Source organism: Streptomyces sp. CWNU-52B, from assembly GCF_047444975.1.
Lineage (GTDB): Bacteria > Actinomycetota > Actinomycetes > Streptomycetales > Streptomycetaceae > Streptomyces.
In genome coordinates this window covers 409664-435198 of sequence record NZ_JBLFJV010000006.1, presented here as the reverse complement: position 1 = coordinate 435198, position 25535 = coordinate 409664, and the positions used below count along the sequence as shown (strand labels likewise).

At 71.3% G+C, this 25535-nt stretch carries 22 protein-coding genes; 10 read left to right on the top strand and 12 right to left on the bottom strand.

Going from position 1 to position 25535, the window contains the following annotated elements; translation table 11 throughout:
• Positions 1-478: 478 nt before the first annotated feature.
• On the bottom strand, positions 479-1462 hold the full coding sequence (locus ACLVWQ_RS09365) for a tetratricopeptide repeat protein (protein ID WP_414107772.1): 984 nt from the start codon (positions 1460-1462) through the stop codon (positions 479-481).
• Positions 1463-1686: 224 nt separating this feature from the next.
• Here ACLVWQ_RS09365 and ACLVWQ_RS09360 point away from each other — a divergent pair, with 224 nt between their 5' ends.
• Positions 1687-2310 (top strand): TetR/AcrR family transcriptional regulator, encoded by a 624-nt coding sequence (locus ACLVWQ_RS09360; RefSeq protein WP_414107771.1) that lies wholly within the window; start codon positions 1687-1689, stop codon positions 2308-2310.
• A gap of 286 nt (positions 2311-2596) precedes the next feature.
• On the opposite strand, the gene ACLVWQ_RS09355 is transcribed toward ACLVWQ_RS09360, so the two are convergent.
• The 3 genes from ACLVWQ_RS09355 to ACLVWQ_RS09345 form a co-directional block, all read right to left on the bottom strand.
• The gene (locus ACLVWQ_RS09355; protein ID WP_414107769.1) at positions 2597-2935 is read right to left on the bottom strand and encodes a DUF3817 domain-containing protein; all 339 of its coding nucleotides are present in this window, start codon (positions 2933-2935) and stop codon (positions 2597-2599) included.
• A gap of 89 nt (positions 2936-3024) precedes the next feature.
• Positions 3025-3534, bottom strand: a complete 510-nt coding sequence (locus ACLVWQ_RS09350) for a MarR family winged helix-turn-helix transcriptional regulator (RefSeq protein WP_414107768.1) — start codon at positions 3532-3534, stop codon at positions 3025-3027.
• Positions 3535-3637: 103 nt separating this feature from the next.
• Positions 3638-4939 (bottom strand): MFS transporter, encoded by a 1302-nt coding sequence (locus ACLVWQ_RS09345; protein ID WP_414107767.1) that lies wholly within the window; start codon positions 4937-4939, stop codon positions 3638-3640.
• Between the two features lie 79 nt (positions 4940-5018).
• Here ACLVWQ_RS09345 and ACLVWQ_RS09340 point away from each other — a divergent pair, with 79 nt between their 5' ends.
• Positions 5019-5999 (top strand): DUF5937 family protein, encoded by a 981-nt coding sequence (locus ACLVWQ_RS09340; RefSeq protein WP_414107765.1) that lies wholly within the window; start codon positions 5019-5021, stop codon positions 5997-5999.
• Between the two features lie 124 nt (positions 6000-6123).
• Entirely contained in the window at positions 6124-7137 is a 1014-nt protein-coding gene (locus ACLVWQ_RS09335; RefSeq protein WP_414107764.1) for a glycoside hydrolase family 6 protein, read from the top strand.
• A gap of 31 nt (positions 7138-7168) precedes the next feature.
• On the opposite strand, the gene ACLVWQ_RS09330 is transcribed toward ACLVWQ_RS09335, so the two are convergent.
• The 4 genes from ACLVWQ_RS09330 to ACLVWQ_RS09315 all read right to left on the bottom strand — a co-directional run bounded on the left by ACLVWQ_RS09330 (position 7169) and on the right by ACLVWQ_RS09315 (position 12615).
• On the bottom strand, positions 7169-9124 hold the full coding sequence (locus ACLVWQ_RS09330; RefSeq protein WP_414107763.1) for a galactose oxidase-like domain-containing protein: 1956 nt from the start codon (positions 9122-9124) through the stop codon (positions 7169-7171).
• 3 nt (positions 9125-9127) lie between these two features.
• Positions 9128-11008, bottom strand: coding sequence for a glycosyltransferase family 2 protein (locus ACLVWQ_RS09325; protein WP_414107762.1), 1881 nt, complete (start codon positions 11006-11008; stop codon positions 9128-9130).
• Between the two features lie 972 nt (positions 11009-11980).
• Entirely contained in the window at positions 11981-12274 is a 294-nt protein-coding gene (locus tag ACLVWQ_RS09320) for an MTH1187 family thiamine-binding protein (RefSeq protein WP_414107760.1), read from the bottom strand.
• On the bottom strand, positions 12271-12615 hold the full coding sequence (locus tag ACLVWQ_RS09315) for a DUF3817 domain-containing protein (protein WP_414107759.1): 345 nt from the start codon (positions 12613-12615) through the stop codon (positions 12271-12273). The genes ACLVWQ_RS09320 and ACLVWQ_RS09315 overlap by 4 nt, the downstream gene beginning before the upstream one ends.
• A gap of 183 nt (positions 12616-12798) precedes the next feature.
• Here ACLVWQ_RS09315 and ACLVWQ_RS09310 point away from each other — a divergent pair, with 183 nt between their 5' ends.
• From ACLVWQ_RS09310 to ACLVWQ_RS09295, 4 genes are all read left to right on the top strand, one after another.
• The gene (locus ACLVWQ_RS09310) at positions 12799-13431 is read left to right on the top strand and encodes an AIM24 family protein (RefSeq protein ID WP_414107757.1); all 633 of its coding nucleotides are present in this window, start codon (positions 12799-12801) and stop codon (positions 13429-13431) included.
• Position 13432: 1 nt separating this feature from the next.
• Positions 13433-14083 (top strand): AIM24 family protein, encoded by a 651-nt coding sequence (locus tag ACLVWQ_RS09305; RefSeq protein WP_414107756.1) that lies wholly within the window; start codon positions 13433-13435, stop codon positions 14081-14083.
• On the top strand, positions 14080-14874 hold the full coding sequence (locus ACLVWQ_RS09300) for an AIM24 family protein (protein WP_414107755.1): 795 nt from the start codon (positions 14080-14082) through the stop codon (positions 14872-14874). Before ACLVWQ_RS09305 ends, ACLVWQ_RS09300 begins: the two co-directional genes overlap by 4 nt.
• 92 nt (positions 14875-14966) lie before the next feature.
• On the top strand, positions 14967-15443 hold the full coding sequence (locus tag ACLVWQ_RS09295; RefSeq protein ID WP_414107754.1) for a MarR family winged helix-turn-helix transcriptional regulator: 477 nt from the start codon (positions 14967-14969) through the stop codon (positions 15441-15443).
• A 48-nt stretch (positions 15444-15491) separates the two neighbouring features.
• On the opposite strand, the gene ACLVWQ_RS09290 is transcribed toward ACLVWQ_RS09295, so the two are convergent.
• Positions 15492-16928: an ATP-binding protein gene (locus tag ACLVWQ_RS09290; protein ID WP_414107752.1), complete on the bottom strand. Its 1437-nt coding sequence runs from the start codon at positions 16926-16928 to the stop codon at positions 15492-15494.
• A complete protein-coding gene (locus tag ACLVWQ_RS09285; RefSeq protein ID WP_414107751.1) occupies positions 16925-17590 on the bottom strand; it encodes a response regulator transcription factor in 666 nt (221 codons plus the stop codon). The genes ACLVWQ_RS09290 and ACLVWQ_RS09285 overlap by 4 nt, the downstream gene beginning before the upstream one ends.
• A 146-nt stretch (positions 17591-17736) precedes the next feature.
• On the opposite strand from ACLVWQ_RS09285, the gene ACLVWQ_RS09280 reads away from it, so the two are divergent.
• Positions 17737-18414: a PepSY domain-containing protein gene (locus tag ACLVWQ_RS09280; protein WP_414107750.1), complete on the top strand. Its 678-nt coding sequence runs from the start codon at positions 17737-17739 to the stop codon at positions 18412-18414.
• Positions 18415-18425: 11 nt separating this feature from the next.
• Here the strand turns inward: ACLVWQ_RS09280 and meaB are convergent, their stop codons facing one another.
• Both meaB and ACLVWQ_RS09270 read right to left on the bottom strand, forming a co-directional pair.
• Positions 18426-19448 carry a methylmalonyl Co-A mutase-associated GTPase MeaB gene (meaB, locus tag ACLVWQ_RS09275; protein ID WP_414107749.1) on the bottom strand — a complete coding sequence of 341 codons (1023 nt, stop codon included), beginning with the start codon at positions 19446-19448 and terminating at the stop codon, positions 18426-18428.
• A 30-nt stretch (positions 19449-19478) separates the two neighbouring features.
• The gene (locus ACLVWQ_RS09270; RefSeq protein WP_414107748.1) at positions 19479-20681 is read right to left on the bottom strand and encodes an acetyl-CoA C-acetyltransferase; all 1203 of its coding nucleotides are present in this window, start codon (positions 20679-20681) and stop codon (positions 19479-19481) included.
• A gap of 178 nt (positions 20682-20859) precedes the next feature.
• Here ACLVWQ_RS09270 and mce point away from each other — a divergent pair, with 178 nt between their 5' ends.
• Together mce and scy are read left to right on the top strand one after the other, a co-directional pair.
• Positions 20860-21300, top strand: coding sequence for a methylmalonyl-CoA epimerase (mce, locus tag ACLVWQ_RS09265; protein WP_414107747.1), 441 nt, complete (start codon positions 20860-20862; stop codon positions 21298-21300).
• 230 nt (positions 21301-21530) lie between these two features.
• Positions 21531-25379 (top strand): polarized growth protein Scy, encoded by a 3849-nt coding sequence (gene scy / locus ACLVWQ_RS09260; protein ID WP_414107746.1) that lies wholly within the window; start codon positions 21531-21533, stop codon positions 25377-25379.
• Positions 25380-25535 lie beyond the last annotated feature (156 nt).

Sequence of the window (25535 nt, the reverse complement as noted above, 5' to 3'; positions counted from 1 at the left end):
CGATCACCCCCGAGCGACAACCACTGGTCGCGCCTGAACACTTCACGCACAACCTGCTGGACAGGCTCCACCGAACGGCAGAGACCCCCCTGTCCAAGGGCCGACTCCACTGCCACCGGCCCTACTCGGTGGGGACCCAAGAGAACCCGCTGCCCGAGTGGTTGTCGGGGGGAGGGAAATGGACCGAGCGTCGCCGATCGTGGTGCATTCTGGCCGCCCGCACAAGGGGGTTCGTTACTGGCTAGTAACGGCCGGATAACCGAACAACGACCTGTCGGTATCGAGCGACAACTGAGGGTTGCCCAGAAGGAGGTGACAAAATGATCGAAGACTGGACGGAAACCGACACATCGACGCCTTCGACTTACTCCCAGTAACAGCGGCCGCGTTTACCAAGTTTTGGTAAAGCGCGGCCGCAAGTAGCCCTGTCGGCAAATCCTTCACCCGGGCATCACGAGTCCCGGCGTTTAGCGACTGGTCAGAACAGGGCGCGTGCCAGTGCCCTGCGCGCGGCCGTCACACGCGGGTCGTCGCCGCCGACGACCTCGAACAGCTCGACCAGTCGGACCCGCGCGGCCTCACGGTCGTCACCGGCCGTACGCGCCACGGTGTCGACGAGCCGCCCGAGGGAGTCCTCCACATGGCCGCCCACCAGGTCCAGGTCGGCCGCGGCGATCTGCGCCGCCACGTCACCGGGCCGGTCCGCGGCGTCCTTGCGGACCTGCTGCGGGTCGAGACCCTCCACCCGCTGGAGCAACTCCGCCTGGGCGAGGCCCAGCTTGGCCTCCGTGTTCCCCGGGTCGTCGCTCAGCACGTTCTTGTACGCCTGGACCGCGCCGCCCAGGTCGCCCGCGTCCAGCGCCTGTACGGCGGCCTCCAGCAGCGCGTCGTAGGGACCCACCGGGATCTCGGGGGCCTGCGCGGCCTCGTCGGGACCGGCGCCGCTCTGGTCCACGGTCAGGCCCGTGAGCCCGAAACGCTCCTCGGCGACCTGGACGAGCTGGTCCAGGGTGCCCCGGATCTGGGCCTCGGGAGCCGCGCCCTGGAAGAGCGGCAGGGCCTGGCCGGCCACCACCGCGAAGACCGCCGGGATCCCCTGGATCCCGAACTGCTGCATCAGCATCTGATTCGCGTCGACATCGATCTTGGCGAGGACGAACTTGCCGTTGTACTCGACGGCGAGCCGCTCCAGAAGCGGGCTGAGCTGCTTGCACGGCTCGCACCACTCGGCCCAGAAGTCGATGACGACCGGCACCTCGGTGGAGCGCTGCAGGACGTCCCGCTCAAAACCCGCTTCGTCGACATCGATGACAAGACTGGACGCGGACACCTCAGGGACGGCCCCGCCGCCCTGCCGTACCGCTTCGGCGCGCGCCTGCTCCGCCTTCGCCTTGGCCTCCTGGGCCGCTTTCACCGCGGCGAGGTCGACGACTCCGCTCATGGACATGTTCCGTGGCTGCATGCGTCTATCCTCCCCCCTCCGCGCGCCTGCGTGAAAAGCCTTGGGAAAGCCGGCTCCGACACGTCTTCCGGGCACGCTCGGCGCTCACGCTTCCGCTACGAGTCGTAGCGTAACTGTCGCGGATCGGCCGGGGGAAGGCCACCCCGGTGATCTCCCTCACCCGTCCACGAAATCCTCATGCACGGAACGCCTGCCCCCGGAAACGTCCGGATATGGTCGCCGCCATGCAGAGTCGCAGTTCCGCCCCCCGTCCGGGACGTCCGCGCAGCGTCGAGGCCGACGCGGCGATCCTGGCTGCGACCCGTGCGGCCCTCGTCGAACTGGGCTGGTCCAAGCTGACGCTGGGGAACGTGGCGACCCGGGCCGGGGTCGCGAAGACGACGCTCTACCGCCGCTGGGCGGGCAAGAACGAACTCGTGGTCGACGCGGTGGCGGTCCTCTTCGACGAGCTGGAACTGCCCGACCGGGGAAGCCTCGCCGCCGACATCGAGGTCGTGGTGCTCCAGTTCGCGGCGATCCTCAGCCGCCCGGAGGCCAAGACCGCGCTGATGGCCGTGGTCGCCGAGTCGACCGGCGACGCCGCACTGCGCGACCGCATCCGCTCCTCGATCGTCGACCGCCAGAAGCACCTCGTCACCCAGGGCCGCACCCGCGCCCAGGCCCGAGGGGAACTGCCGACCGAGAACGACCCGGAGACCGCCGCCCGCGGCTCCGACCTCATCTTCGACGTGATCGCAGGCGCGGTCGTACACCGCTGCCTGGTCAGCTCGAAACCCGTCGACACGGACTGGGCCCGCGACTTCACCCGCCTCCTGCTCGGCGGCCTGACCGCGATCTCCCCCACCTGAGCCACACCCTCCCGCGGGTGGGGCGAGGCGCGGGGAGCCCGTTCGTCGAACGCGGTGAGCAGCACCACGATCCCGCGATCTGCCACGGGCCGAGGCCCCCGGCGTCAACCGCGCGGGATGCGTGAGGCGGGGGGACGGGACGCGAGGTGGTACACGGCGGCGCACCGCGTCCGCGGTGCGCCGTACGCCGTGCGCGGAGAAGAAAGCGGACCGCGGGAGGCCCCGGGCCGGCCTGCGCGCACAGCGCGATGTGCCGCGCGGCGGCCCCGTCCCGCTCGACCGGCTGTTACGCCTTCGCCACCGCGCCCGGCTCCGCCACGACCTTCGGCTCCAGCTCCCGGCTGACCTTGCGCTCCACGAAGAACGCGGCGGTGGGGACCGTACCCGCGAGCAGGACCCACAGCAGCTTCGGCACCGGCCACTTCGCCTTGGAGCCCAGGTCGAAGGCGAAGACCAGGTAGACGACGTACAGCCACCCGTGCGCGACGCTGACGACCCGCGTGAAGTCCGCGGCGCCGTCCAGGTCGAGCACGTACTTGCCGATCATCCCGAGGACCAGCAGGACCAGCAGGACACCGGTGACGTAGGCCATGACTCGGTAGCGGGTCAGCACGCTTTTTTTCATGGCTCCGAGCCTAACCACCGCTTTCGCACGATCTTCGGGCGCCCCCGGCCCCGCTCCAGGGCCCGGTCCCCCTTCGCTTTCGCTCCGCGTCACTCCTCGTCGAAGTCCCGCGCGGCGACCCGCAGCGGCCGCAGCATCGCGAAGATCTCCTGGCACTCCTCGGCGTCGTACGCCCCGAGCCCGAACTCCATCGCCATCAGGTCGCGGGTCGCCGCGTCGCAGGCCTCGCGGCCCTTCTCGGTGATCGAGGCGAGGGTGCCGCGTCCGTCGTTGGGGTTGGGCCGCTTGTCGACGAGTCCGGACCGCACGAGCCGGTCCACGGTGTTCGTCACGGACGTCGGATGGACCATCAGGCGCTCGCCGATCTTGGACATCGGCAGCTCCCCCTCCTTGGAGAAGGTGAGCAGCACCAGGGCCTCGTACCGGGCGAACGTGAGTCCGTACGGTTTGACGACCGCGTCGACCTCGGCGAGGAGGATCTGGTGCGCGCGCATGATCGAGGTGATCGCGCCCATGGACGGCACGGACCCCCAGCGCTGCTTCCAGAGTTCGTCGGCTCGGGCGATGGGATCAAAGGCAAGGCTGAGCGGCTTCGACACGGCAAAGACCCTACCGGCCGGTCATATCGTGGTCAGCCCCGTCTCGCCCATCGGTATTCATCCCCTTCCTCACCTACCTCACCTTCTGCCCGACCCGCCTCCCTCACGCCTCTTGTGCCACCTTCGCCACCTCCACCACCTCCGTCTCCGCGGTCCTCCCGGTGCGCCGCACCTCCAGCGCCAACAGGAGACAGCACAGCGTGCCGAGCACACCGACGCCGCCCACGACCGTGCTGACCGCCCAGAACTCGGCAGCCGCGCCGGCCAGCGCCATGCCCACGCCCTGGATGGTCATCAGCCCGGCCGTGTGCACGGTCATGGCCCGCCCGCGCAGTTCCTCGGGCACGGCGTCCACGAACCAGCGGTCGAGGCCCAGGCTGTACGCCCCCGCCGCACCGGCGAGCACCAGCGCGAGCAGGATCCAGCCGAGGTCCGGGCGGAACGGGTAGGCGAGCAGCGGCAGCAGCCCGCAGCCCGCGAGGGGCAGCACGATGCGCGAGCGGGCCACCGGGGACAGGGCGGCCCCCGCGTACAGCTCCCCCGCGATCGTGCCGATGGGCATCGTGCACATCAGCAGCCCGATCCAGGCCGTGCCGACCCCGATCTCGTCCGCGTACGCCGCCGCGAGGGCCTCCGGCGCGACGACGAACATCGGCGGTACCCACAGCAGGAGGAGCAGCGCCCGGATCCGGCGGTCGCCGAGGACCTGCCGGGCGCCGGAGAGCGAGTACCGCATCAGCGATCCGCCGCCGGCCTTGGCGGGCCTGCGCCGGGTGCCCACCCGCAGGAGCAGCGCGGAGGCGAGGAAGGTGCCCAGGGTGATGACGAGCGCCCCGCGCGGCGGTACGACGATCAGCAGGACGCCGCCGAGTCCGAAGCCCACGAGCACGGCGCTCTGCGACACGATGCGCAGCAGGGAGCGGCCGAGCACGAACAGGTCGCCGTCCCCGAGGATCTGGGTCAGCGTGGCCATCCGCGTACCGCTGAACACCGGTGAGACGGCCGCGATGGCGCACCGCAGCGCGAGCAGCGCGAGTACGGGCGTGGTCGGCAGGGCCATCAGCGCCGCGCATCCGGCGCACAGGAGGTCGCACACGACGAGCACCCGCCGCGCCGGGAACCGGTCGGCCACGCCGGACAGCAGCGTCCCGCCGACCAGGTAGGGCAGAAAGCCCAGCGCGAAGGCCAGGGCGCTGAGCAGCGGCGATCCCGTCAACTCGTACACGAGGACGGTCAGTGCGATCTCGCTGACGACGACGCCCAGCAGGGACAGGGCGTACGCGGCGAAGACGAAGCGGAACTCCCTGACGGCGAAGACCCTGCGGTATCCGCTTCCGTTCCCCGGCGCGTCGACGCCGACGGAGGGCTCGGGCTCCGTCGTCACGGTCTGTGTTTCTTGTGGCATGGGCAGCAGCGTCACGTGCGCACGTCGATCGCCATAGAGTTTCGGCACAGGCCGAATCTTCGCCGCGCCGGGAGGCCCGATGCCGTTCCATCTCCACTTCGGGGAGGAAGACCTTCTCAACTGCCGCTTCGCGCTGTCCCCGCTGTGGGAGACCCACGAGGCGGTCCGCACCCTGCGGCGCCCGGCGCGGCAGGGCTACCACTCCGCGTGGCTGCGCCGCATCCGTACCGCGGCGGCGGCCCTTGACCTGGAGCCCCTGTGGCTGCTCATGCCGCACCACGGGAACAGCCCGGACTGCCTGATGCCGCCTCCGATCGGGCCCGCGGCCACGTTCGAGGAGGAGATCGCGGCCGTGCGCGCCACCGGTCCCGAGGTCGTGCGCGCCGAGCTCGCGCAGTCCCTCGCGGACACTCCCGGCGCCGCCGAGTCCCCGCTCGGCCGGAGGCTGCTCGCCGACCCGGGGTGGGCCGTGGCGGAGCTTGCGGACACGATGGAGGCGGCCTGGCACGCCCTGGTGGAGCCCGTCTGGCCCAGGCTCCGGGCCCTGCTGGAGGCGGACATCGCCTTCCACTCGCGCCGCCTCGCCGAGGTGGGGCTCGCCGGGCTGCTCCCCGGCCTCGACCGGCGGGTCGCCTGGGACGGGGGGCGGCTCACGGTCGACTCGAAGGGCGAGCACGTACGCGAACTGGGCGGCCGGGGGCTGGTCCTGATGCCCAGTGCCTTCACCTGGCCGGACGTGGTGAGCGGCTTCGACCCGCCCTGGCAGCCGACGCTGGTCTACCCCGCCCGGGGCATCGGCGGCCTGTGGGCCGAGCCGTCGAGCCGGACCCCCGAAGCCCTCGTACGGCTCCTCGGCCGCGGCCGGGCCGCCGTACTGGCCGCGCTGGAGGAACCGTCCGCCACCACGGCCCTCGCCCACCGGCTGGACCTGGCGCCCTCGTCCGTCTCCGCGCACCTGTCGACGCTGCGCGACGCGGGCCTGCTCGTCTCGCACCGCTACGGACACCAGGTGCTGTACGAGAGGACGCCACTCGGCATCGCGCTGGCCTCGGGCGGCTAGCTCCTGTCGGCCGGGGCCCGTCCGAGGGCCGGTGGCTCTCGGTGTCGTGCCCGCGGTCGATAGTTCCCTTATGTCACGATGGCCGGAAAACTCACTGACCGTCACCTTCACCCAAGGGGGCAGGATGTTCCGGCCGACCCGTACCCGTACCCTCGTGGCGCTCGCCGCGCTCGGACTCGCGACAGGCTGTTCGTCCCCGTCCGAGGTCGACAGGACCGCCCTGGTGCGCGAGACCAGCGCTCCGGCGAGCCCCGCCGCCGGTTCCCCGTTCTGGATCGACCCGGCGAGCCCCGCGGCCCAGCAGGTCCAAACCTGGGAGCGGGAGGGGCGCGGTGACGACGCCCGGCTGCTCAGGCGCATCGCGGACCGGCCGGTGGCGCTGTGGCCGGCGGGCGACGACCCCGAGCCGCAGATCAGGGCGGCGACCGGGGCGGCGGCGCGGGAGAAGCGGACGGCCGTGTTCGTCGCGTACGACATCCCGCACCGCGACTGCGGTCAGCACTCGGCGGGCGGGGCGCCCGACGCGAACGCCTACCGGAACTGGATCGAGCGGTTCGCGGGGACGCTGGGCGACAGCGACGCGCTGGTCGTGCTGGAGCCCGACGCGGTCGCACACGTGGTCGACGGGTGCACCCCCGGCCAGTACCACGCGGAGCGCGAGCAGTTGCTCTCCGAGGCGATCGTGCGGCTGAAGCGGCAGCCGCGTACGAGGGTGTACCTGGACGCGGGCAACCCGGCCTGGATCCAGGAGCCGGCCAAGCTCGTCGAACCCCTCGTCCGGGCGGGCGTCGCGAACGCCGACGGCTTCGCCCTGAACGTCTCCAACTTCCAGACGGACAAGGCCACCACACGCTACGGCCACCACCTCTCCCAGGCCCTCGGCGGCAAGCACTTCGTCGTGGACACCAGCCGCAACGGCAACGGGCCGCTGTCCGGCGACCGTTCCCAGGTCTGGTGCAATCCGCCGGGCCGGGCCCTCGGCACCCCGCCCACCACGGAGACCGGTGACCCGCTCGTGGACGCGTACCTGTGGATCAAGCGGCCCGGGGAGTCGGACGGGCAGTGCCGGGGAGGCCCCCCGGCGGGGCAGTGGTGGGCGGACTACGCCCTGGGGCTGGCCCGCAACTCCAAGGCCTAGCAGCCCTCCCGGGAGCGCGCGGCCCGTCGCCTCAGGTCACCTGGACCCACTTCGCCTCGGACGGGGTCCCGTCGCTGTCCGTCACGAACAGCATGTACCAGCCGGGCGGCACCAGCGTCCGGTCCTTCGGTACGGCCACGGTCACCGAGTCCTCGGTCCTGGTGAGCCCCAGCGCGATGGACCGCTGTTCGACGTCCGTCGTGTGCGTGACCGCGCTGGGCCGCATCAGCCGGGCGTTCACGATCCGGTCCGGGTGCCGGGTGGCGAAGGTCGCGCGGCCCCGGCCGTCCACCTCCTGCGGGCCGTCCCCGAGCACGGGGCGGCTCTTGCCGTTCTTGTGCAGGGCGGGCGGCGTGAAGATCTCCATGCGCTGCTCGAAGTGACCGAGCTTGGTGTTCTGCTGGTCGTCGAAGAGCGGGTCGGAGCCGAAGGTGGCGATGCGGCCGTCGGGCAGCAGGAGCGCCTCGGAGTGGTAGTTGCGGCCGACCCGGGGCGAGGCGGCCGAGCGGAAGGTGTTGGACTTCGGGTCGTAGAACTGCGCCTTGTGGATGTTGCTGGCGCCGCGCCCGCGGTAGTCCTTCGATCCGTTGGACGTGAACACCGAGTCGTCCGGCATGATCACGCTGTTCAGGTAGCGGGTGCCCTGCGGCAGGTCGGGGCCGTCCTCGAAGGCGGGGTTCTCCTTCTTGAGGTCGACGACGGCCGTGCGCGAGGTCGACTTGTCCGACTCTCCGACGCCTCCGCCGCCGAGGATCATCACCTTCTGGTCCTGGGCGGGCGGCAGCAGGAGCGAGGCCGAGGTCTCCGTCTCGTCCTGGTCGGTGAGTCCTGGCACCTTCTGGAACTTGTTGGTCTTCAGGTCCCACAGGCCCGGTTCACGGCCCTGGTCGTCGGGGCCGTAACCGGCGTTCGAGGCGGGGTAGAAGAGCTTGCCGCCCTTGGTGAGGAAGAGCGCCGGGTAGGTGGGGAAGTAGCGGTGCGGGCCGGGGGTCCACTTCTTGGTCTTCGGGTCGTAGATCTCGTTGTCGCCGGGGTCGATCGCGCCGACGTCGTCGAGCCCGGAGACCGCGAGCACCCGCCCGTCCTGGAGCCCGACGAGCGTCGGGTACCAGCGGGCCTTGTCCATCGGCTCGACGGGGACGTACTTCTCCGCCGTGGGGTCGAACTCGTAGGCGGCCTTGATCCCCTGGAAGTCCTGCTTGTCCAGGGTGATCTTCTCGGAGAGGCCGTACGTGTTGTCCGCGTCCTTGCCCTTGAGGCCGAGGACCTCGTACTGGGCCTGCTTGTCCGTGACCGCGACCGGGCCGTCCTTGGTGGCCTCGACGAAGACGCGGGCCTCGCTCGCCTTGACCTTCGTCTTCCACGGCTGCATGACGCCGGCCTTGTTGTAGGTGATCTTCTGGGTGCGCTCGGCCTTGGGGACGGTGACGTCGAACTTGCTGACGTACTCGACGCCGCCGGGCGAGCGGAAGCGGGTGCCCTTCTTCAGGACGATCGGCTTGTCCGGGTTCTCGTTCTTCACGCGCATGCCGCCGCCGGCCCGCTCGACCTCGCCCGGGAGCAGTTCGTAGCGGGCCGTGCCGCCGGCCACGAGCATGCGGCCGCTGGGCAGTTGGGCGTGCCCGGCGCAGAAGAAGTCGTCCGGCGTGGGGATCTTCTTGAAGGTGTCGGTCCTCGGGTCCCACAGGACGGTGTCGAAGGAGCCCTTGTCGAACTTCTTCTGTTCGTTGCCGGAGCCCGCGACGATGAGCACCTTGCCGGTGTGCAGGAGCGCCGCGTGGATGGCGTTGGTGCGGAACTCCTCGGGGATGTTCAGTTGTTTCCAGGAGCCGTACTTCGCCTTGTAGCCGGGCTGGGCGATCTTGTACTCGTAGTACTGCTCCGAGCCGAAGCCGATGGCGGCCGGGGCGTTGAGTCCGGCGAGCAGCGCGATGCCGCCGGCGCCGAGCAACCGTCTCTGGGTCTTCTTCGAGGGCCGGTGGGCCATGGCCTAGTTACCTCCTGACGTGCTGCTGGAGACCGTCCCGCCGGTGATCGAACCACTGGCCATCGAACCCGCCGTGAGGGAACCGCCGGAGAGCGAACCGCCGGCGATCGGGTCACCGGGCATCGAGCCGCTCGGGATCGAACCGCCGGTGAGCGCCGGGGCGGGTTCCGCCTCGGTGATCCGGACGGCGGGCGCGACGCGGCGGTCCGCCCGGCGCGCCCGGCTGCGGGTGCCGTACCAGACGGCCACCGGGGAGAGGGAGACAACCAGCGCGAGCACCGCCCAGGTCCGCATGGCCGCGTGGGTGTGGTCCAGCACGAACGACGCGATCAGTGAGGCCGACAGGACCGCCGCCCAGAAGAGGTGGATACGGAAGGTCAGTACGCGGTCGGGGCTGGTGTCGCCGCCCTTGGGGGTGACGACGAAGCGGCTGGGGCGACGGATCACGGCCGCACCCAGGGACTTGAGGTAGATCGGTGCGGAGAGCGCCGACATCGCCATGCCCGCGAGACCGCCGGAGCCCTCCGGCTCGTGCGGGGAGACGTTGTGGCGCCGGTTCCACAGGTAGAGGCCGACCTGGAGCGCGGCGGCGTCGCTGTAGAGCATCAGCCACACGGAGGCGGAGACCTGGGTGCCGGACGCGCCGAACCACAGGAACAGGACGCAGCTGAGGATGCCGAGCAGCCAGTTGACGGCCGTCATCGGGTAGTAGACGAGCATCAGGGTGTACGAGAAGAGCCGGCCGGGCGGCATGGTGAACGGCGCCTTCCAGTACTGCTTGAACAGCGTCTCGTAGGTGCCGCGCGACCAGCGCAGCTGCTGGGTGAAGAAGTCCGTCCAGGAGGCCGGGCCCTCACCGACGGCGAGTACGTCGGGGGTGTAGACGGACTGCCAGTGGTGGCCGGTCCTGGGGTTCTTGTGCCGGTGCAGCTCGAAGCCGGTGGCCATGTCCTCGGTGATGGAGTCGTACAGGCCACCGATCTGCTTGACGGCGGCGATCCGCACGACGTTGTTGGTGCCGACGAACATGGGCGCGCGGTAGCGGTTTCCGGCGCGCTGGATCAGGGCGTGGAAGAGGAACTGCTGGGACTCGGCCGCCTTGGTGACGGGGGCGGTGTAGTTGCCGTACACCTGCGGGCCGACGACGAAGGCGACGTCCGGGTCGCGGAAGAAGCCCATCATCCGGGCCAGGAAGTCCGGGTGCGGGACGTGGTCCGTGTCGACGGAGGCGAAGTAGTCGTACTCGCCGCCGTGCATCGCGATCCACGCGTTGTAGTTGCCGTGCTTGGTACGGGTCTTGTGGACGCCCTTGGCCCTGTTCCACTCGGGGACGCCGTGCCGGGTGAAGTGGCGTACGCCGAGCTCTTCGCACAGGGCCTTGGCCTGCGCGTCGTCGCCCTCGTCGAGGAGCCAGACGTCCAGCGGGCCCGGGTGGGTGAGCCGGACGGCACCCTCGAGGGTGCCGCGGACCATCGAGAGGGGTTCCTTGCCGGCGACGTACGTGGTCAGGAACGCGACGCGGGTGCCGCTCTCGGGGGTGACGGGGACCGGGTCCCTGGCGACCATCGTCGCGTGGGCGATGGAGACCACGTTGACGACCATGAACAGCTCGATCAGACCGATCGCCACGAGCATCGTGACGTCGAGCCCGACCAGCCAGCGGGCGCCGCCCTCGCGGGACACCCAGTGGGTGGGCCACACCAGGTAGACCAGGAGCAGCCCCGTGAGCAGCGGGGCGAGCGTCATGAGCAGGACGGCTCTTGTTCGGTGGGGCTCGCTCGACAGGAGCTTGGTGTACTGCACCCGGTAGGCCGAGCCGGACGGCTCGGTGAGCGGTCCGGCCAGCCTGCTGTGGGTGTCGTAGTCGTAGCCCTCCGGCCGCACATCGCCCTCCAGTGATCGAACTAGCCGATACCCACACAAAAGTGGCTTTCAGTCAGCCTGTCGAACGGAGAGGGTCCACACGGGTACGGGTGCCCCCGGCGGTCAGGCAGTCGAGTGCGGCCCGGCGGGGGCTGAGCGCGCAGTTCCCCGCGCCCCTGAAAACCCGGGGGCTCACGGCGGCCCGGCGCAGTCTTCTGTCACGCGGCCAGCCCCCAACCGGCCGACAGCCACACACCGCATCGAACGGAGAGGGTCCACACGGGCACGAGTGCCCCCGGCGGCCAGACGGTCGAGTGCGGCCCGGCGGGGGCTGAGCGCGCAGTTCCCCGCGCCCCAAAAACCCGGGGGCTCACGGGGACCGGCGCAGTCTTCTGTCGCGCGGCCGGGGCCAATCGGCCGACAGCCACACCGCGTCGAACGGAGAGGGTCCACACGGGTACGAGTGCCCCCGGCGGCCAGACGGTCGAGTGCGGCCCGGCAGGGGCTGAGCGCGCAGTTCCCCGCGCCCCAAAAACCCGGGGGCTCACGGGGACCGGCGCAGTCTTCTGTCGCGCGGCCGGGGCCAACCGGCCGACAGCCACACCGCGTCGAACGGAGAGGGTCCACACGGATACGAGTGCCCCCGGCGGCCAGACGGTCGAGTGCGGCCCGGCGGGGGCTGAGCGCGCAGTTCCCCGCGCCCCAAAAACCCGGGGGCTCACGGGGACCGGCGCAGTCTTCTGTCGCGCGGCCGGGGCCAATCGGCCGACAGCCACACCGCGTCGAACGGAGAGGGTCCACACGGGTACGAGTGCCCCCGGCGGTCAGGCAGTCGAGTGCGGCCCGGCAGGGGCTGAGCGCGCAGTTCCCCGCGCCCCTGAAAACCCGGGGGCTCGCGGGGGCCGGCGCGGGCTCGCGCTCTCAGGGGCGCGGGGAACTGCGCAGTCTTTTGTCGCGCGGCCGGCCCCCACCGGTCGACAGTTACACACCGCGTCAAGCGGACAGGTGGCGCTCCACCGTGTCCACCTTGGACGTGAGCCCGTCGGTCACCCCGGGACGGATGTCGGCCTTCAGGACGAGCGACACCCGAGGCGCCCGCGCCTCCACCGCGGCCACGGCCCGCCGCACGACGTCCATGACCTCGTCCCACTCCCCCTCCACGGAGGTGAACATCGCGTCCGTGCGGTTCGGCAGCCCCGACTCGCGCACGACACGCACCGCGTCGGCCACGTACTCCCCCACGTCCTCGCCGACCCCCAGAGGCGTCACGGAGAAGGCGACGATCATGCGTTCACGATCCCGTCGTTGCGCGCGCGGGACGCGATGACCGCGCTCTCGGCCTCCCGCTTGAGCTTGCGCTCGGCGAAGAACCCGCCGGTCGGCAGCACGGAGAGGACGAAGTAGAGCGCCGCTGTCCCCGGCCCCCACTTCGCGCGGTTCCAGGCGTCGGCCCAGAAGATCACGTACAGGACGAACAGGACGCCGTGCACCATGCCCATCACCGGCACCGCGTTGAAGTCCGTGGTCCGCTTCAGCACCGAGCAGACGAGCAGCAGCAGGAACGAGACGGCCTCCGGAGCGGAGACCAGTCGGAGACGACGGAGGGCGGAGGCGGTCTTGATGTCCACGGGTCACCTTCGATGGGGATCAGACGCTTTGTGAATGGGAGCACAAACTCCCGCCCATTGTGGCATTGCGACGGCGGCCCCCCGGTCCGGGGGTCGGGACCCCTTAGGGGAGCGGTCCGGGTCGTTCTCCACCCTTAGGACCTGTTGGTGGGACTTTCCGCCCGCTACCTTCACTGCGTGGCGATGTTCCGACTTCAAGGCAGCAAGGTGCTGGCCGTCGACATGACCGGGGACGCCGTGAAGGCGAAGAACGGCTCCATGGTCGCGTACGACGGTCAGATGGCCTTCAAGAAACTCAGCGGCGGCGGCGAGGGCATCCGCGGCATGGTGACGCGCCGGATCACCGGCGAGCAGATGACCCTCATGGAGGTGAAGGGCCAGGGGACGTGCTGGTTCGCCGACCGGGCCAGTGAGATCAACCTCGTGAACCTCCAGGGCGACAAGCTCTTCGTCGAGTCGAGCAACCTGCTCGCGACCGGCTCGGGGCTGCGCACGGGCACGTCCTTCACGGGGCTCAGAGGCGCCTCGCAGGGCAACGGCCTGTTCACCACGACGATCGAGGGCCACGGCCAGGCGGCGATCATGTCGGACGGCCCGGCGGTGGTGCTGCGGGTCAGCTCGCAGTACCCGCTCACCGTCGACCCGGGCGCGTACATCGCGCATCAGGGCAATCTGCGGCAGTCCTTCCAGTCCGGCGTGACGTTCCGTACGTTCATGGGCGAGGGCGGCGGCGAGGCGTTCCAGATCCGCTTCGAGGGCGACGGAGTCGTCTACGTCCAGCCCAGTGAGCGCAACTCGATCGCGGGAGACGTGTGACATGGCCTTCCGCGAGATCAACTCGAAGATGATCGAGGCCACCGTGACGCCGGGGCAGCGGCTGTTCAGCCAGCGCGGCGCGATGCTCGCCTACCGGGGCGAGGTGTCCTTCACCCCCAACGTGCAGGGCGGCCAGGGAGGCATCGCGTCGATGCTGGGCCGCCGCGTCGCGGGCGAGGCGACGCCCCTGATGACCGTGGAGGGCTCCGGCACGGTCCTGTTCGGGCACGGCGGCCACCACATCCAGGTGATCAGCCTCACGGGCGACACCCTGTACGTGGAGGCGGACCGGCTCCTGGCCTTCGACGGCACCCTCCAGCAGGGCACGATGTTCATGGGCTCGCAGGGCGGCGTCATGGGCATGGTGCGCGGCCAGGTGACGGGGCAGGGCCTCTTCACCACGACCCTCAAGGGCCACGGCTCGGTCGCCGTCATGGCGCACGGCGGGGTCATCGAGGTCCCGATCAGCCCGCAGCGCCCGGTGCACGTCGACCCCCAGGCGTACGTCGCCCACCACGGGGAGGTACGCAACAAACTGTCCAGCGCGCTCGGTCTGCGCGATCTGGTGGGCCGCGGCTCGGGCGAGGCCTTCCAGCTGGAGCTGAGCGGCAGCGGCGCGGTGTACGTGCAGGCGTCGGAGGAGAAGCTGTGACCACCTATCCGGGCACGGGCCCCGTCATCCACGACCCGGCGTCCCTGCCGGCCGACGACAACGTGAACGCGTACACCTTCTGCGTGGAGCTCAAGGGGAGCGAGTGGTTCCTGCAGAAGGGCAAGATGATCGCCTACTACGGCTCGATGGAGTTCAACGGCATCGGGCACGGCCGCCTCGACCGGCTCGTGCGCACGTCGTTCCATTCGCCGTTGCACGCGAGCGACTGGGTGGTGGCGTCCGGCTCGGGCAAGATGCTCCTCGCCGACCGGGCGTTCGATGTGAATTCCTTCGACCTGGAGGAGGGCAACCTGACCATTCGCTCGGGCAACCTCCTCGCTTTTCAGCCAACTCTCGCGCTCAAGCAGTCGATCGTGCCGGGCTTTCTGACGCTGATCGGCACGGGCAAGTTCGTGGCCGCGTCGAACGGCCCCGTGGTGTTCATGGAACCCCCCATCCGGGTCGACCCGCAGGCCCTGGTCGGCTGGGCCGACTGCCCCTCCCCCTGCCACCACTACGACCACGCCTACATGACGGGCCTGCTGGGCGGCCTACGTGCGATGACAGGGCTCGGCGGGGCCTCCGGCGAGGAGCACCAGTTCGAGTTCGTGGGCGCCGGTACGGTACTGCTCCAGTCCAGCGAGGCACTGCTGGCGGAGCACGCGGCGGGCGCCGTCCCGAACGAGCCGGGGGTACCCGGCGCCGGCACCCCCGGTCACCAGGGGCAGCCGGGCGGCGCACCACGTCTTCCCGGACAGCTGGGGGACCTCCAGCGTCGCTTCGGTCTGTGAGCGGTAGTCTGCGGAGTGTGACGTCGAACGTGTGCACGTCGTCACACCACCCTCACTAGTTCGCCTTTCAACATTTTAGGTAGACTTCATTCATGGAGACCGAGACGGCCACCCGCTGGCTGACAGATGCGGAGCAGTGCGCCTGGCGCACCCACCTGGAGGTCAACAAGCTGTTGACGTATCAGCTGGAGAAGGATCTCCAGCCGTTCGGCCTGACGATGAACGACTACGAGATCCTGGTGAACCTCTCCGAGTCGGAGGGCGTACGGATGCGGATGAGCGACCTCGCGTCCGCCACCCTCCAGTCCAAGAGCCGCCTCTCGCACCAGGTCACCCGCATGGAGAACGCGGACCTGGTCAGGCGTGAGAACTGCGAGTCCGACCGCCGCGGGCTGTACGCCGTGCTCACGGACCACGGCCTGGAGACGATGAGGAAGGTCGCGCCCCACCACGTGGGGTCCGTGCGGCGGCACTTCATCGACCTCCTCCCGCCGGAGGCCCTGGAAGACCTCCACAAGGCCCTGACCCCGATCGCGGAACACCTCCGGGGCCAGCGCGGCCGTCCGTGACGTAGGGCTCGCCGGGGTGCGCCCGCGGGCTGGTGGCGGCCGGGCCGCTCAGGCCACGGGCAGGCGGAGTTCGAACAGGGCTCCGCCCGCCGGCGCCTCCCGGACGGTGAGCGACCCCCCGTGCCGGACGGCCACGTCCCGGGCGATCGCGAGCCCCAGACCGGCCCCACCGTCGTCCCGGGCACGGGCCTCGTCGAGCCGCACGAACCGCTCGAAGACCCGCTCGCACTCATCGGCGGGCACGCCCGCGCCGTCGTCGGCGACCTCCAGGACGGCCCACTCCCCCGCCCGCCGCACGGTCACGGCGACCGAGGACCGCGTGTGCCGCTGCGCGTTGTCCAGCAGATTGCCGAGCACCCGCGCCAACTGACCGCGCGATCCGCTCACGTCCACGGTGTCCGCCGCCACCGACACCGCGACCCGGTCCCCGGCCCGCTGCCCCGCCTCCGTACGGACGAGCGCGGCCAGGTCGAAACGCGCGTCCGCGGGCCGTTCCCCCGCGTCCAGCCGGGCGAGCAGCAGCAGGTCGGCGGCCAGCCGCTGCAGCCGTACGGTGTCCTCGACGGCCCCTCCCACATCGAGCAGCTCCGGGTGCGCGGCGCCCACTTCGAGCTGGGTGCGCAGGGAGGCGATGGGGCTGCGCAGTTCGTGCGAGGCGTCCGCGACGAACCGCCGCTGGCGCTCCACGGACTGCTCCAGGGCGGCGAGCGTCTCGTTGGTGGTCCGGGCCAGCCGCGCGACCTCGTCGTGCGTGTCCGGCACCGGAACCCGCCGGGTGAGGTCCTCCGAGGCGGTGATCGCGGCCATCTCGCCGCGGATGCCCTCCACCGGCCGCAGCGCCCGGCGCGTGACGAGCCAGGTCACCAGCGCCACCAGGGCCAGCAGCAGCGGGAAGCCGATGAGCATGACGGTCAGCGCGGTGCTCACGGCCTCCTGTTCGGCGGTCAGCGGAGCGCCCGCGTGCACGGTGAGCGTGCCCCTGTCCGTCACCTCCACCGGCACGGTGGCGAAGCGGTAGTCCGCGGTGTCGCCGTCGATGGTCGCGGAGCCGTCGGTGAAGGTGGCCTCGCCGATCTCGTCGACCTCCAGCGAGTCGTCGTCGTCCGCGTCGTCGTCACCGCCGTCGTCGCCGTCGTCACCGCCGTCGTCCGTGACGGCTCCCGGGGCCTGCGGCCTGACCCGGTCGACGCCCGTGCCACTGATCCGCTCCAGGTCCTCGGTGACCGCGACGAGCCGTCCGGTGGCGTCCACGACCTGGACCGGCTGGTCGTCGTTGTCCAGCGACAGGCCGCCGTAGGACTCGCCGGTCGCCATGTCGGTGGCGACCGTCCTCGCGGCCCGCTCCGCCGCCGTACCCGCCTGTTCCCTCAGGTTGGTCCACAGCGAGAACAGGACCGCGGCGCCGGCCGCGGCGAGCGCGACGGCCACCACGACGCTCGCGGCGAGCGTGGCCCTGGCCCGTACGGACCCGAGGACGCGTGTCATCTCGCCTCCAGGCGGTAGCCGGCCCCGCGCACGGTCCGGATCAGCGCGGCCCCCAGCTTGCGGCGCAGCGTGCTGACGTAGACCTCGACGATGTTCGGGTCCCCCTCGTAGGCGAAGTCCCAGACGTGCTCCAGGATCTCCGCCTTGGACACCACGTGCCCGGCCCGTACGACGAGTTGTTCGAGGACCGAGAACTCCTTGGCGGTGAGGGCGATCTCGTCCGCACCGAGGTGCACGCGCCGGGCGGCGGTGTCGACCTTGAGGTCGCCGAGCACGTGCACGGGCGACCCGCCGCCGGAGGAGCCGCGCCGCCGCAGCAGCGCCTTCACCCTGGCCACCAGGACGACGTACGAGAACGGCTTGGTGAGGTAGTCGTCGGCGCCGGTGTCCAGGCCCTCCGCCTCGTCGTACTCGCCGTCCTTGGCGGTGAGCATCAGGATCGGCACGTCGTGCCCGGCGGACCGCAGGGCGCCGCACACCCGGTAGCCGTTCATGCCGGGCAGCATGATGTCGAGGATGACGAGGTCGTACGAGCCCTCGCCGGCCCGGTGCAGCCCCTCCAGGCCGTCGTGGACCACGTCCACGGCGTATCCCTCGGCGGTCAGGCCCTTGGCGAGCGACAGGGCGAGCCGCTTTTCGTCCTCGACGATCAGAAGTCGCATGCGCCAAGAGTCGCAAACCGAACCTGAAGAAGGCTTCAGGGAGCTTCAGGCTGCCTTCAGCGTCGCTCAGCCAGATTGGGGCTCGTCGAAACGCACCGGCACACCGTCGGCACGCAGTCGAAGCAGACGATCTCGGAGGATTCCCCATGAAGCGCAACATCGTCATCGCCGCTGTCACGGCCGCCGCCCTCATCGGAGGCGGCACGGCCACGGCCCTCGCCGTCACGGGAGACGGCGAGCCGCAGGTGAAGCAGCAGTCCAGCGTGCGGGACTCGGACGACGACAGGAACGGGACCGAGGCCGACGACCGCGACGACCGCGGTGAGCACGACGACAACGACGGCTCCGACGACAAGGCCGAGAACGCCGCCGAGGCGAAGGCCGCGAAGGTCTCCGCGGCCGACGCGATCACGGCCGCGCTGAAGAGCGTGTCGGGTACGGCGGTCTCGGCCGAGCTGGACGACGAGGACGGCAGCAGCCCGGTGTGGGACGTGGACGTGCTCGCCTCGGGCGACGTCTGGCACAGCGTCAAGGTCGACCCGGGCACGGGCAAGGTGCTCGGCTCGCACACCGAGCGGGAGGACGCCGACGACACGGCGGAGGCGCGGGCCACGCTGAAGGGCGCGTCCGTCAGCGCCGTGGAGGCGGCGAAGGCCGGCGCCGCGAAGGGCACGGTCACGTCCGTCGACCTCGACGACGACACGCGCGGCGCGGCGTGGGAGGTCGAGACGACCGCGTCGAACGGGGTCGAGAAGGACTGGAAGGTGGACCTGAAGTCGGCGAAGGTCACGCCGGACACCGAGTCCGACGACTCGGACGACTGAGCCGCGCTCCGTCACCGCCCCGGGGGCGCCGCCCCCGAACCCCCGCCGCGCGGTTCCCCGCGCCCCTCTCCAGGGGCGCGGGCCGTCAGTTCCGCCACCAGGAAGTCCGCCGCGCCGTACGGGTCCAGGTCGCCGGCGACGATGCGGGCGGCGAGCGCGCCGAGGCGGTGGTCGCCGTGCAGGTCGCCGATCCGCTCCCGCAGCGCCGTGACCGCGATCGTCTCGATCTCCCGCGCGGCACGGGCGAGCCGCCGCTCGGCGAGCACGCCCCGTTCCGCCATCCACGCCCGGTGCTTCTCCAGCGCCTCGACGACCTCGTCGACGCCCTCCCCGCGCGAGGCGACCGTCTTCACGACGGGCGGCCGCCAGTCCCCCGGCCGGCGGGACTCGCCGAGGCCGAGCATGTGGTTCAGCTCGCGGGCCGTCGCGTCGGCCCCGTCCCGGTCGGCCTTGTTGACGACGTACACGTCCCCGATCTCCAGGATCCCGGCCTTGGCCGCCTGGATCCCGTCGCCCATGCCGGGCGCGAGCAGCACCACGGACGTGTCCGCCTGCGAGGCGATCTCCACCTCGGACTGGCCCACGCCCACGGTCTCGACGATCACCACGTCGCAGCCGGCCGCGTCCAGCACCCGGATCGCCTGGGGCGCCGACCGGGCGAGCCCGCCGAGGTGGCCGCGGGTGGCCATCGAGCGGATGTACACGCCCGGGTCGGACGCGTGGTCCGACATCCGGACGCGGTCACCGAGCAGCGCGCCGCCGGAGAACGGCGAGGACGGGTCGACGGCGAGGACGCCGACCCGCTTGTCCTGGCGCCGGTAGGCGGCCACGAGCGCCGAGGTGGACGTCGACTTGCCGACACCCGGCGAGCCCGTGAGGCCCACGACGTACGCGTTGCCCGCCAGCGGGGCCAGCTCCGCCATGACCTCGCGCAGGTGCGGGGACGCCCCCTCGACCAGGGAGATCAGCCGGGCCACGGCCCGCGGCCCGCCCTCTCTGGCCGCGGCCACCAACGAGGCGACGTCCTGCGTCACAGCAAGCTCCGTTCCACTGGATCAGGCGTGTCAGGCCTTGGGTACCCGCACGATCAGCGCGTCACCCTGCCCGCCGCCGCCGCACAGCGCCGCCGCGCCCACACCGCCGCCGCGCCGCTTCAGTTCGAGGGCGAGGTGCAGGACGAGCCGGGCGCCGGACATGCCGATCGGGTGGCCGAGGGCGATGGCGCCGCCGTTCACGTTCACCTTTTCCGTGGACACGCCGAGGTCCTTCATCGACTGGACCGCCACGGCGGCGAAGGCTTCGTTGATCTCGATCAGGTCAAGATCCTCGACCCCGATGCCCTCCTTCTTCAGCGCGTGCTGGATCGCGTTCGACGGCTGCGACTGCAAAGAGTTGTCGGGTCCCGCGACGTTTCCGTGGGCGCCGATCTCCGCGATCCACTCCAGACCGAGCTCCTGCGCCTTGGCCTTGCTCATGACGACCACGGCGGCCGCGCCGTCGGAGATCTGCGAGGCCGAGCCGGCCGTGATGGTGCCGTCCTTGGCGAACGCGGGCCGCAGCCGGCCGAGCGACTCGGTGGTCGTCTCGCCGCGGATGCCCTCGTCCTGGCTGAAGACGACGGGCTCGCCCTTGCGCTGCGGGATCTCGACGGGCGTGATCTCCGCCTCGAAGGTGCCGTTCTTCTGCGCTGCGGCGGCCCGCTGGTGCGACAGGGCGGCGATCTCGTCCTGCTCGGGGCGCAGGATGCCCAGGGTCGTGTTGTGCTTCTCGGTCGACGCGCCCATGGCGATGTTCTCGAAGGCGTCGGTGAGCCCGTCGTGCGCCATCGCGTCGAGCATCTCGATCGCGCCGTACTTGTAGCCCTCCCGGGACTTGGGCAGCAGGTGGGGGGCGTTGGTCATCGACTCCTGGCCGCCCGCGACCACCACGTCGAACTCACCGGCGCGGATCAGCTGGTCGGCGAGCGCGATGGCGTCGAGGCCCGACAGACACACCTTGTTGATGGTGAGCGCCGGGACGTTCATCGGGATGCCGGCCTTGACGGCCGCCTGCCGTGCCGGGATCTGCCCCGCCCCGGCCTGGAGCACCTGGCCCATGATCACGTACTGCACCTGGTCGCCACCGATTCCCGCACGGTCGAGGGCGGCCTTGATCGCGAATCCACCGAGATCGGCTCCCGAGAAGGACTTCAGGGAGCCGAGCAGCCGCCCCATCGGGGTGCGTGCACCCGCAACGACGACGGAGGTGGTGTTGTTCGTTCCAGACATGAGGAGCGATCCCCTTCCAGCTTGCACAGCTGAGGAGTGAACGAGTCGGAGGATTTGGGAGAATCCCCCAGATGAGGGTGTCCTTGAAATGTACTGACCGGTAGGCCACCCGTCATCCGGCCCGTCGTGTGATCGCGCGCACGTTGCGTAACCACGTCCGGAGCGCTGCACTGACACCATGCTGACGCGAATCGACCACATCGGGATCGCCTGTTTCGACCTCGACAAGACCGTCGAGTTCTACCGGGCCACCTACGGCTTCGAGGTGTTCCACTCCGAGATCAACGAGGAACAGGGCGTGCGCGAGGCCATGCTCAAGATCAATGAGACGTCCGACGGAGGCGCCTCCTACCTCCAGCTCCTGGAACCCACCCGCGAGGACTCCGCGGTCGGAAAGTGGCTGGCCAAGAACGGTGAGGGCGTCCACCACATCGCCTTCGGCACGGCGGACGTGGATACGGACGCGTCCGACATCCGGGACAAGGGCGTACGGGTCCTGTACGACGAGCCGCGCAGGGGTTCCATGGACTCCAGGATCACCTTTCTGCACCCGAAGGACTGTCATGGCGTTCTGACAGAACTGGTCACTTCGGCGCCAGTTGAGTCACCTGAGCACTGACCTCCGTATATCTGGGCCGGTAGGGTTGGGCACGGCCGTCGCCTCTTCGGGGCGGTCCGGGTCCTCATCGTTTGGATCCGAGGGCCGGGGTCCAGGTTTCGGGGGGCGAGCGTCGGGGCAGGCGCCCGGGCTTCGCCGTTGATCTGACACCATTCCCCGGGGGCCCGTCCGGCCGATGGACGGTGCTCGTTTGGAGAGACTTGCGACCAGGGGACGGATGGGACCGCGCAGTGCGGGGCTACGAACGCCAGGAGCGAGAGCCGGCGGCTGACGTCGACCACCTCTCTCGGTTCGAGGCCGAGATGGAGCGGCTGAAGACCGAGCGGGAGAAGGCCGTCCAGCACGCCGAGGACCTCGGCTATCAGGTCGAGGTGCTGCGCGCCAAGCTGCACGAGGCGCGGCGCAGTCTGGCGACCCGGCCTGCCTACGACAACGCGGACATCGGCTACCAAGCCGAGCAGATGCTCCGTAATGCGCAGATCCAGGCCGATCAGTTGCGTACGGACGCCGAGCGGGAGCTGAGCCAGGCCCGCGCGCAGACGCAGCGGATCCTCCAGGAGCACGCCGAGCAGGCCGCCCGTCTCCAGGCGGAGCTGCACCAGGAGGCGGTCACCCGCCGCCAGCAGCTCGACCAGGAGCTGGCCGAGCGCCGCCAGAGCGTCGAGTCGCACGTCAACGAGAACGTGGCCTGGGCCGAGCAGCTGCGCGCCCGCAGCGAGCAGCAGGCCCGCCGGCTGGTCGACGAGTCGCGCACGGAGGCCGAGCAGGCCCTGGCCGCCGCCCGCGCGGAGGCCGAGCGGGTCGCCGCCGAGGCCCGCCAACGGCTGCAGAGCGACGCCGAGCAGGCGCGCGCGGAGGCCGAGGCCCTGCTGCGCCGGGCCCGCACCGACGCCGAGCGGCTGCTGAACGCGGCGTCGTCGCAGGCCCAGGAGGCCACCGACCACGCCGAGCAGCTGCGCAGTTCGACCGCGTCCGAGTCGGACAACGCCCGCCGCCAGGCCGGCGAGCTGAGCCGCGCCGCCGAGCAGCGCGCCCACGAGGCCGAAGCGGCGCTGCGCGAGGCGCGCGCCGAGGCGGAGAAGGTCCTCGCCGAGGCGAAGGAGGCCGCGGCCAAGGCGCTGGCCGGCGCGGAGTCGGCGAACGAACAGCGCACCCGTACGGCCAAGGAGCAGGTCGCCCGGATGGTGGGCGAGGCCAACAAGGAGGCCGAGTCCACCAAGTCCGAGGCCGAGCAGGTCGTCGCGGACGCCCGCGCCAAGGCCGAGAAGATCGTCGCGGAGGCCGAGGAGAGCGCCCGCAGTCTCACCGCCGAGGAGACCGCGTCCCAGCTCGCCAAGGCGGCCCGTACCGCCGAGGACGTCCTGAACAAGGCGTCCGAGGAAGCCAAGACGACCACCAAGGCCGCCTCCGAGGAGGCCGAGCGCATCCGCGCCGAGGCCGAGGCGGAGGCCGACCGGCTGCGCGCCGAGGCGCACGACATCGCCGAACAGCTCAAGGGCACGGCGAAGGACGACACCAAGGAGTACCGCGCCAAGACCGTCGAGCTGCAGGAGGAGGCGCGCCGGCTGCGCGGTGACGCCGAGCAGCTGCGCTCGGACGCCAACGCCGAGGGCGAGCGGATCCGCTCCGAGGCCCGCCGTGAGGCCGTCCAGCAGATCGAGGAGGCGGCCAAGACCGCCGAGGAGCTGCTGTCCAAGGCCAAGGCCGACGCGGACGAGCAGCGGTCGAACGCGACGACGGAGAGCCAGCGCGTCCGCACCGAGGCCATCGAGCGCGCGACGACCCTGCGCCGTCAGGCCGAGGAGACCCTGGAGCGCACCCGCACGGAGGCCGAGCGGCACCGTACGGAGGCCGTCGAGCAGTCCGAGGAGATCAAGGCGGAGGCCGAGCGGGCCGCCGCCGAGCTCCACGAGGAGACCGAGCGCGCCATAGCGGCCCGCCAGGCCGAGGCCGCCGAGGGGCTGGCCCGGCTGCACACGGAGGCCGAGGAGCGGGTCGCCTCCGCCGAGGAGGCGCTGACCGACGCGCGGGCGGAGGCCGAGCGGATCCGCCGCGAGGCCGCCGAGGAGACCGACCGGCTGCGCACGGAGGCCGCCGAGCGGATCCGTACGCTCCAGTCGCAGGCCGAGACGGAGGCCGAGCGGCTGCGCACCGAGGCCGCCGCGGACGCGTCCGCGTCCCGTGCCGAGGGCGAGTCCATCGCCGTACGGCTGCGTTCGGACGCCGCGGCGGAGGCCGAGCGACTGAAGTCGGAGGCCCAGGACACCGCGGACCGCGTACGGGCCGAGGCGCAGGCCGCCGCCGAGCGGCTCGCCACGGAGGCCGCGGAGGCGCTGTCCGCGGCCCAGGAGGAGGCGGCCAGACGCCGCCGCGAGGCCGAGGAACTCCTCGGTGGCGCGCGTCAGGAGGCCGACCAGGAGCGCGAGCGGGCGCGCGAGCAGAGCGAGGAGCTGCTGGCCTCGGCGCGCAACCGCGTGGAGGAGGCCCAGACCGAGGCCGTACGGCTGGTCGAGGAGGCGGACCGCCGGGCGACCGAGATGGTGTCGGCCGCCGAGCAGACCGCGCAGCAGGTACGGGACTCCGTGGCCGGGCTGCACGAGCAGGCCCAGGAGGAGATCACCGGTCTGCGCAGCGCGGCCGAGCACGTCGCGGAGCGCATGCGCGGCGAGGCGCAGGAGGAGGCGGACCGGGTCCGCGCCGACGCGCACGCGGAGCGGGAGCGGGCGACCGAGGACGGCAACCGGATCCGGCGCGAGGCGCAGGGCGAGGCGGAGGCCGCCAAGACCCTCGCGGAGCGCACGGTCTCGGAGGCGATCACCGAGTCGGACCGGGTGCGCGCGGACGCCTCGGAGTACGCCCAGCGGGTGCGTACGGAGGCGTCGGAGGCCGTCGCGGCGGCCGAGCAGGACGCCGCGCGTTCCCGGGCCGAGGCACGGGAGGACGCCAACCGCATCCGGTCGGACGCGGCGACGCAGGCGGACACCCTCATCACCGAGACGACGGCCGAGGTGGAGCGGCTCACCGCGGAGACCAACCAGGAGGCGGAGCGCGTGCGCGCCGAGTCCGTGGCGAAGGCCGAGAAGCTGATCTCGGACGCGACGGGCGACGCGGAGCGGCTGCGGGCCGAGGCGGCCGACACGGTCGGCTCCGCGCAGCAGCACGCCGAGCGGATCAGGTCGGACGCACAGCGCGTCAAGGCCGAGGCCGCAGCGGAGGCCGACCGCCTCATGTCGAACGCCCGTGACGAGGCCGACGACACGCTGGACAAGGCGCGCGGGGAGGCCAACAAGCGGCGCTCCGAGGCGGCCGAGCAGGTCGACAAGCTGATCACGGAGACGACCGCCGAGGCCGACAAGCTCCTCTCGGAGTCGCAGCAGAGCGCGCGCAAGACCACCGCGGACGCCGAGGCGCAGGCCGACTCGATGGTGGGCGCCGCGCGCAACGAGGCGGAGCGGGTGCTCTCCGAGGCGACCGTCGACGGCAACTCCCTGGTGGAGCGGGCCAGGACGGACGCCGACGAGCTGCTGGTCGGCGCGCGCCGGGACGCGACGGCCATAAGAGAGCGGGCCGAGGAGCTGCGGGACCGGATCACCGGTGAGATCGAGGAGCTGCACGACCGGGCCCGCCGGGAGTCCGCGGAGACGATGAGAGCGGCGGGTGATCGGTGCGACGCGCTGATCAGGGCCGCCGAGGACCAGCTGAAGGAAGCCGAGGCGAAGGCCAAGGACCTGGTGTCGGAGGCCAATTCCGAGGCGAGCAAGGTCCGGATCGCGGCGGTGAAGAAGGCGGAGGGGCTCCTCAAGGAGGCCGAGCAGAAGAAGGCCGCGCTCATCGCCGAGGCCGAGGGGATCAGGTCCGAGGCGGTCGCCGAGGCGCGGGCCGCGGTCGACGAGGGCAAGCGGGAGCTGGAGGTGCTGGTCCGTCGCCGGGCCGACATCAATGCCGAGATCTCCCGTGTCCAGGACGTCCTGGAGGCGTTGGAGTCTTTTGAGGCCCCGTCGAGCGGCAAGGACGGTGGCGTCAAGGCGGGCGCTGCGGCCGGTGTGACTCGATCGGGTGGAAAGCCGTCGGAGGGCTAGCCTGAGGGGCAACTTCCGTGCTCGCCGGGGTGCTTGAGAGAGCTCTCCGGCAGGCGCTCCGGCCGCCGACCATCAAAAAAGGGTGTCATTCTCCATATCAATCGGGCTACTGCTCGGTGACACACCGTCTTGACCCCTAGGATTCCACCTATCACC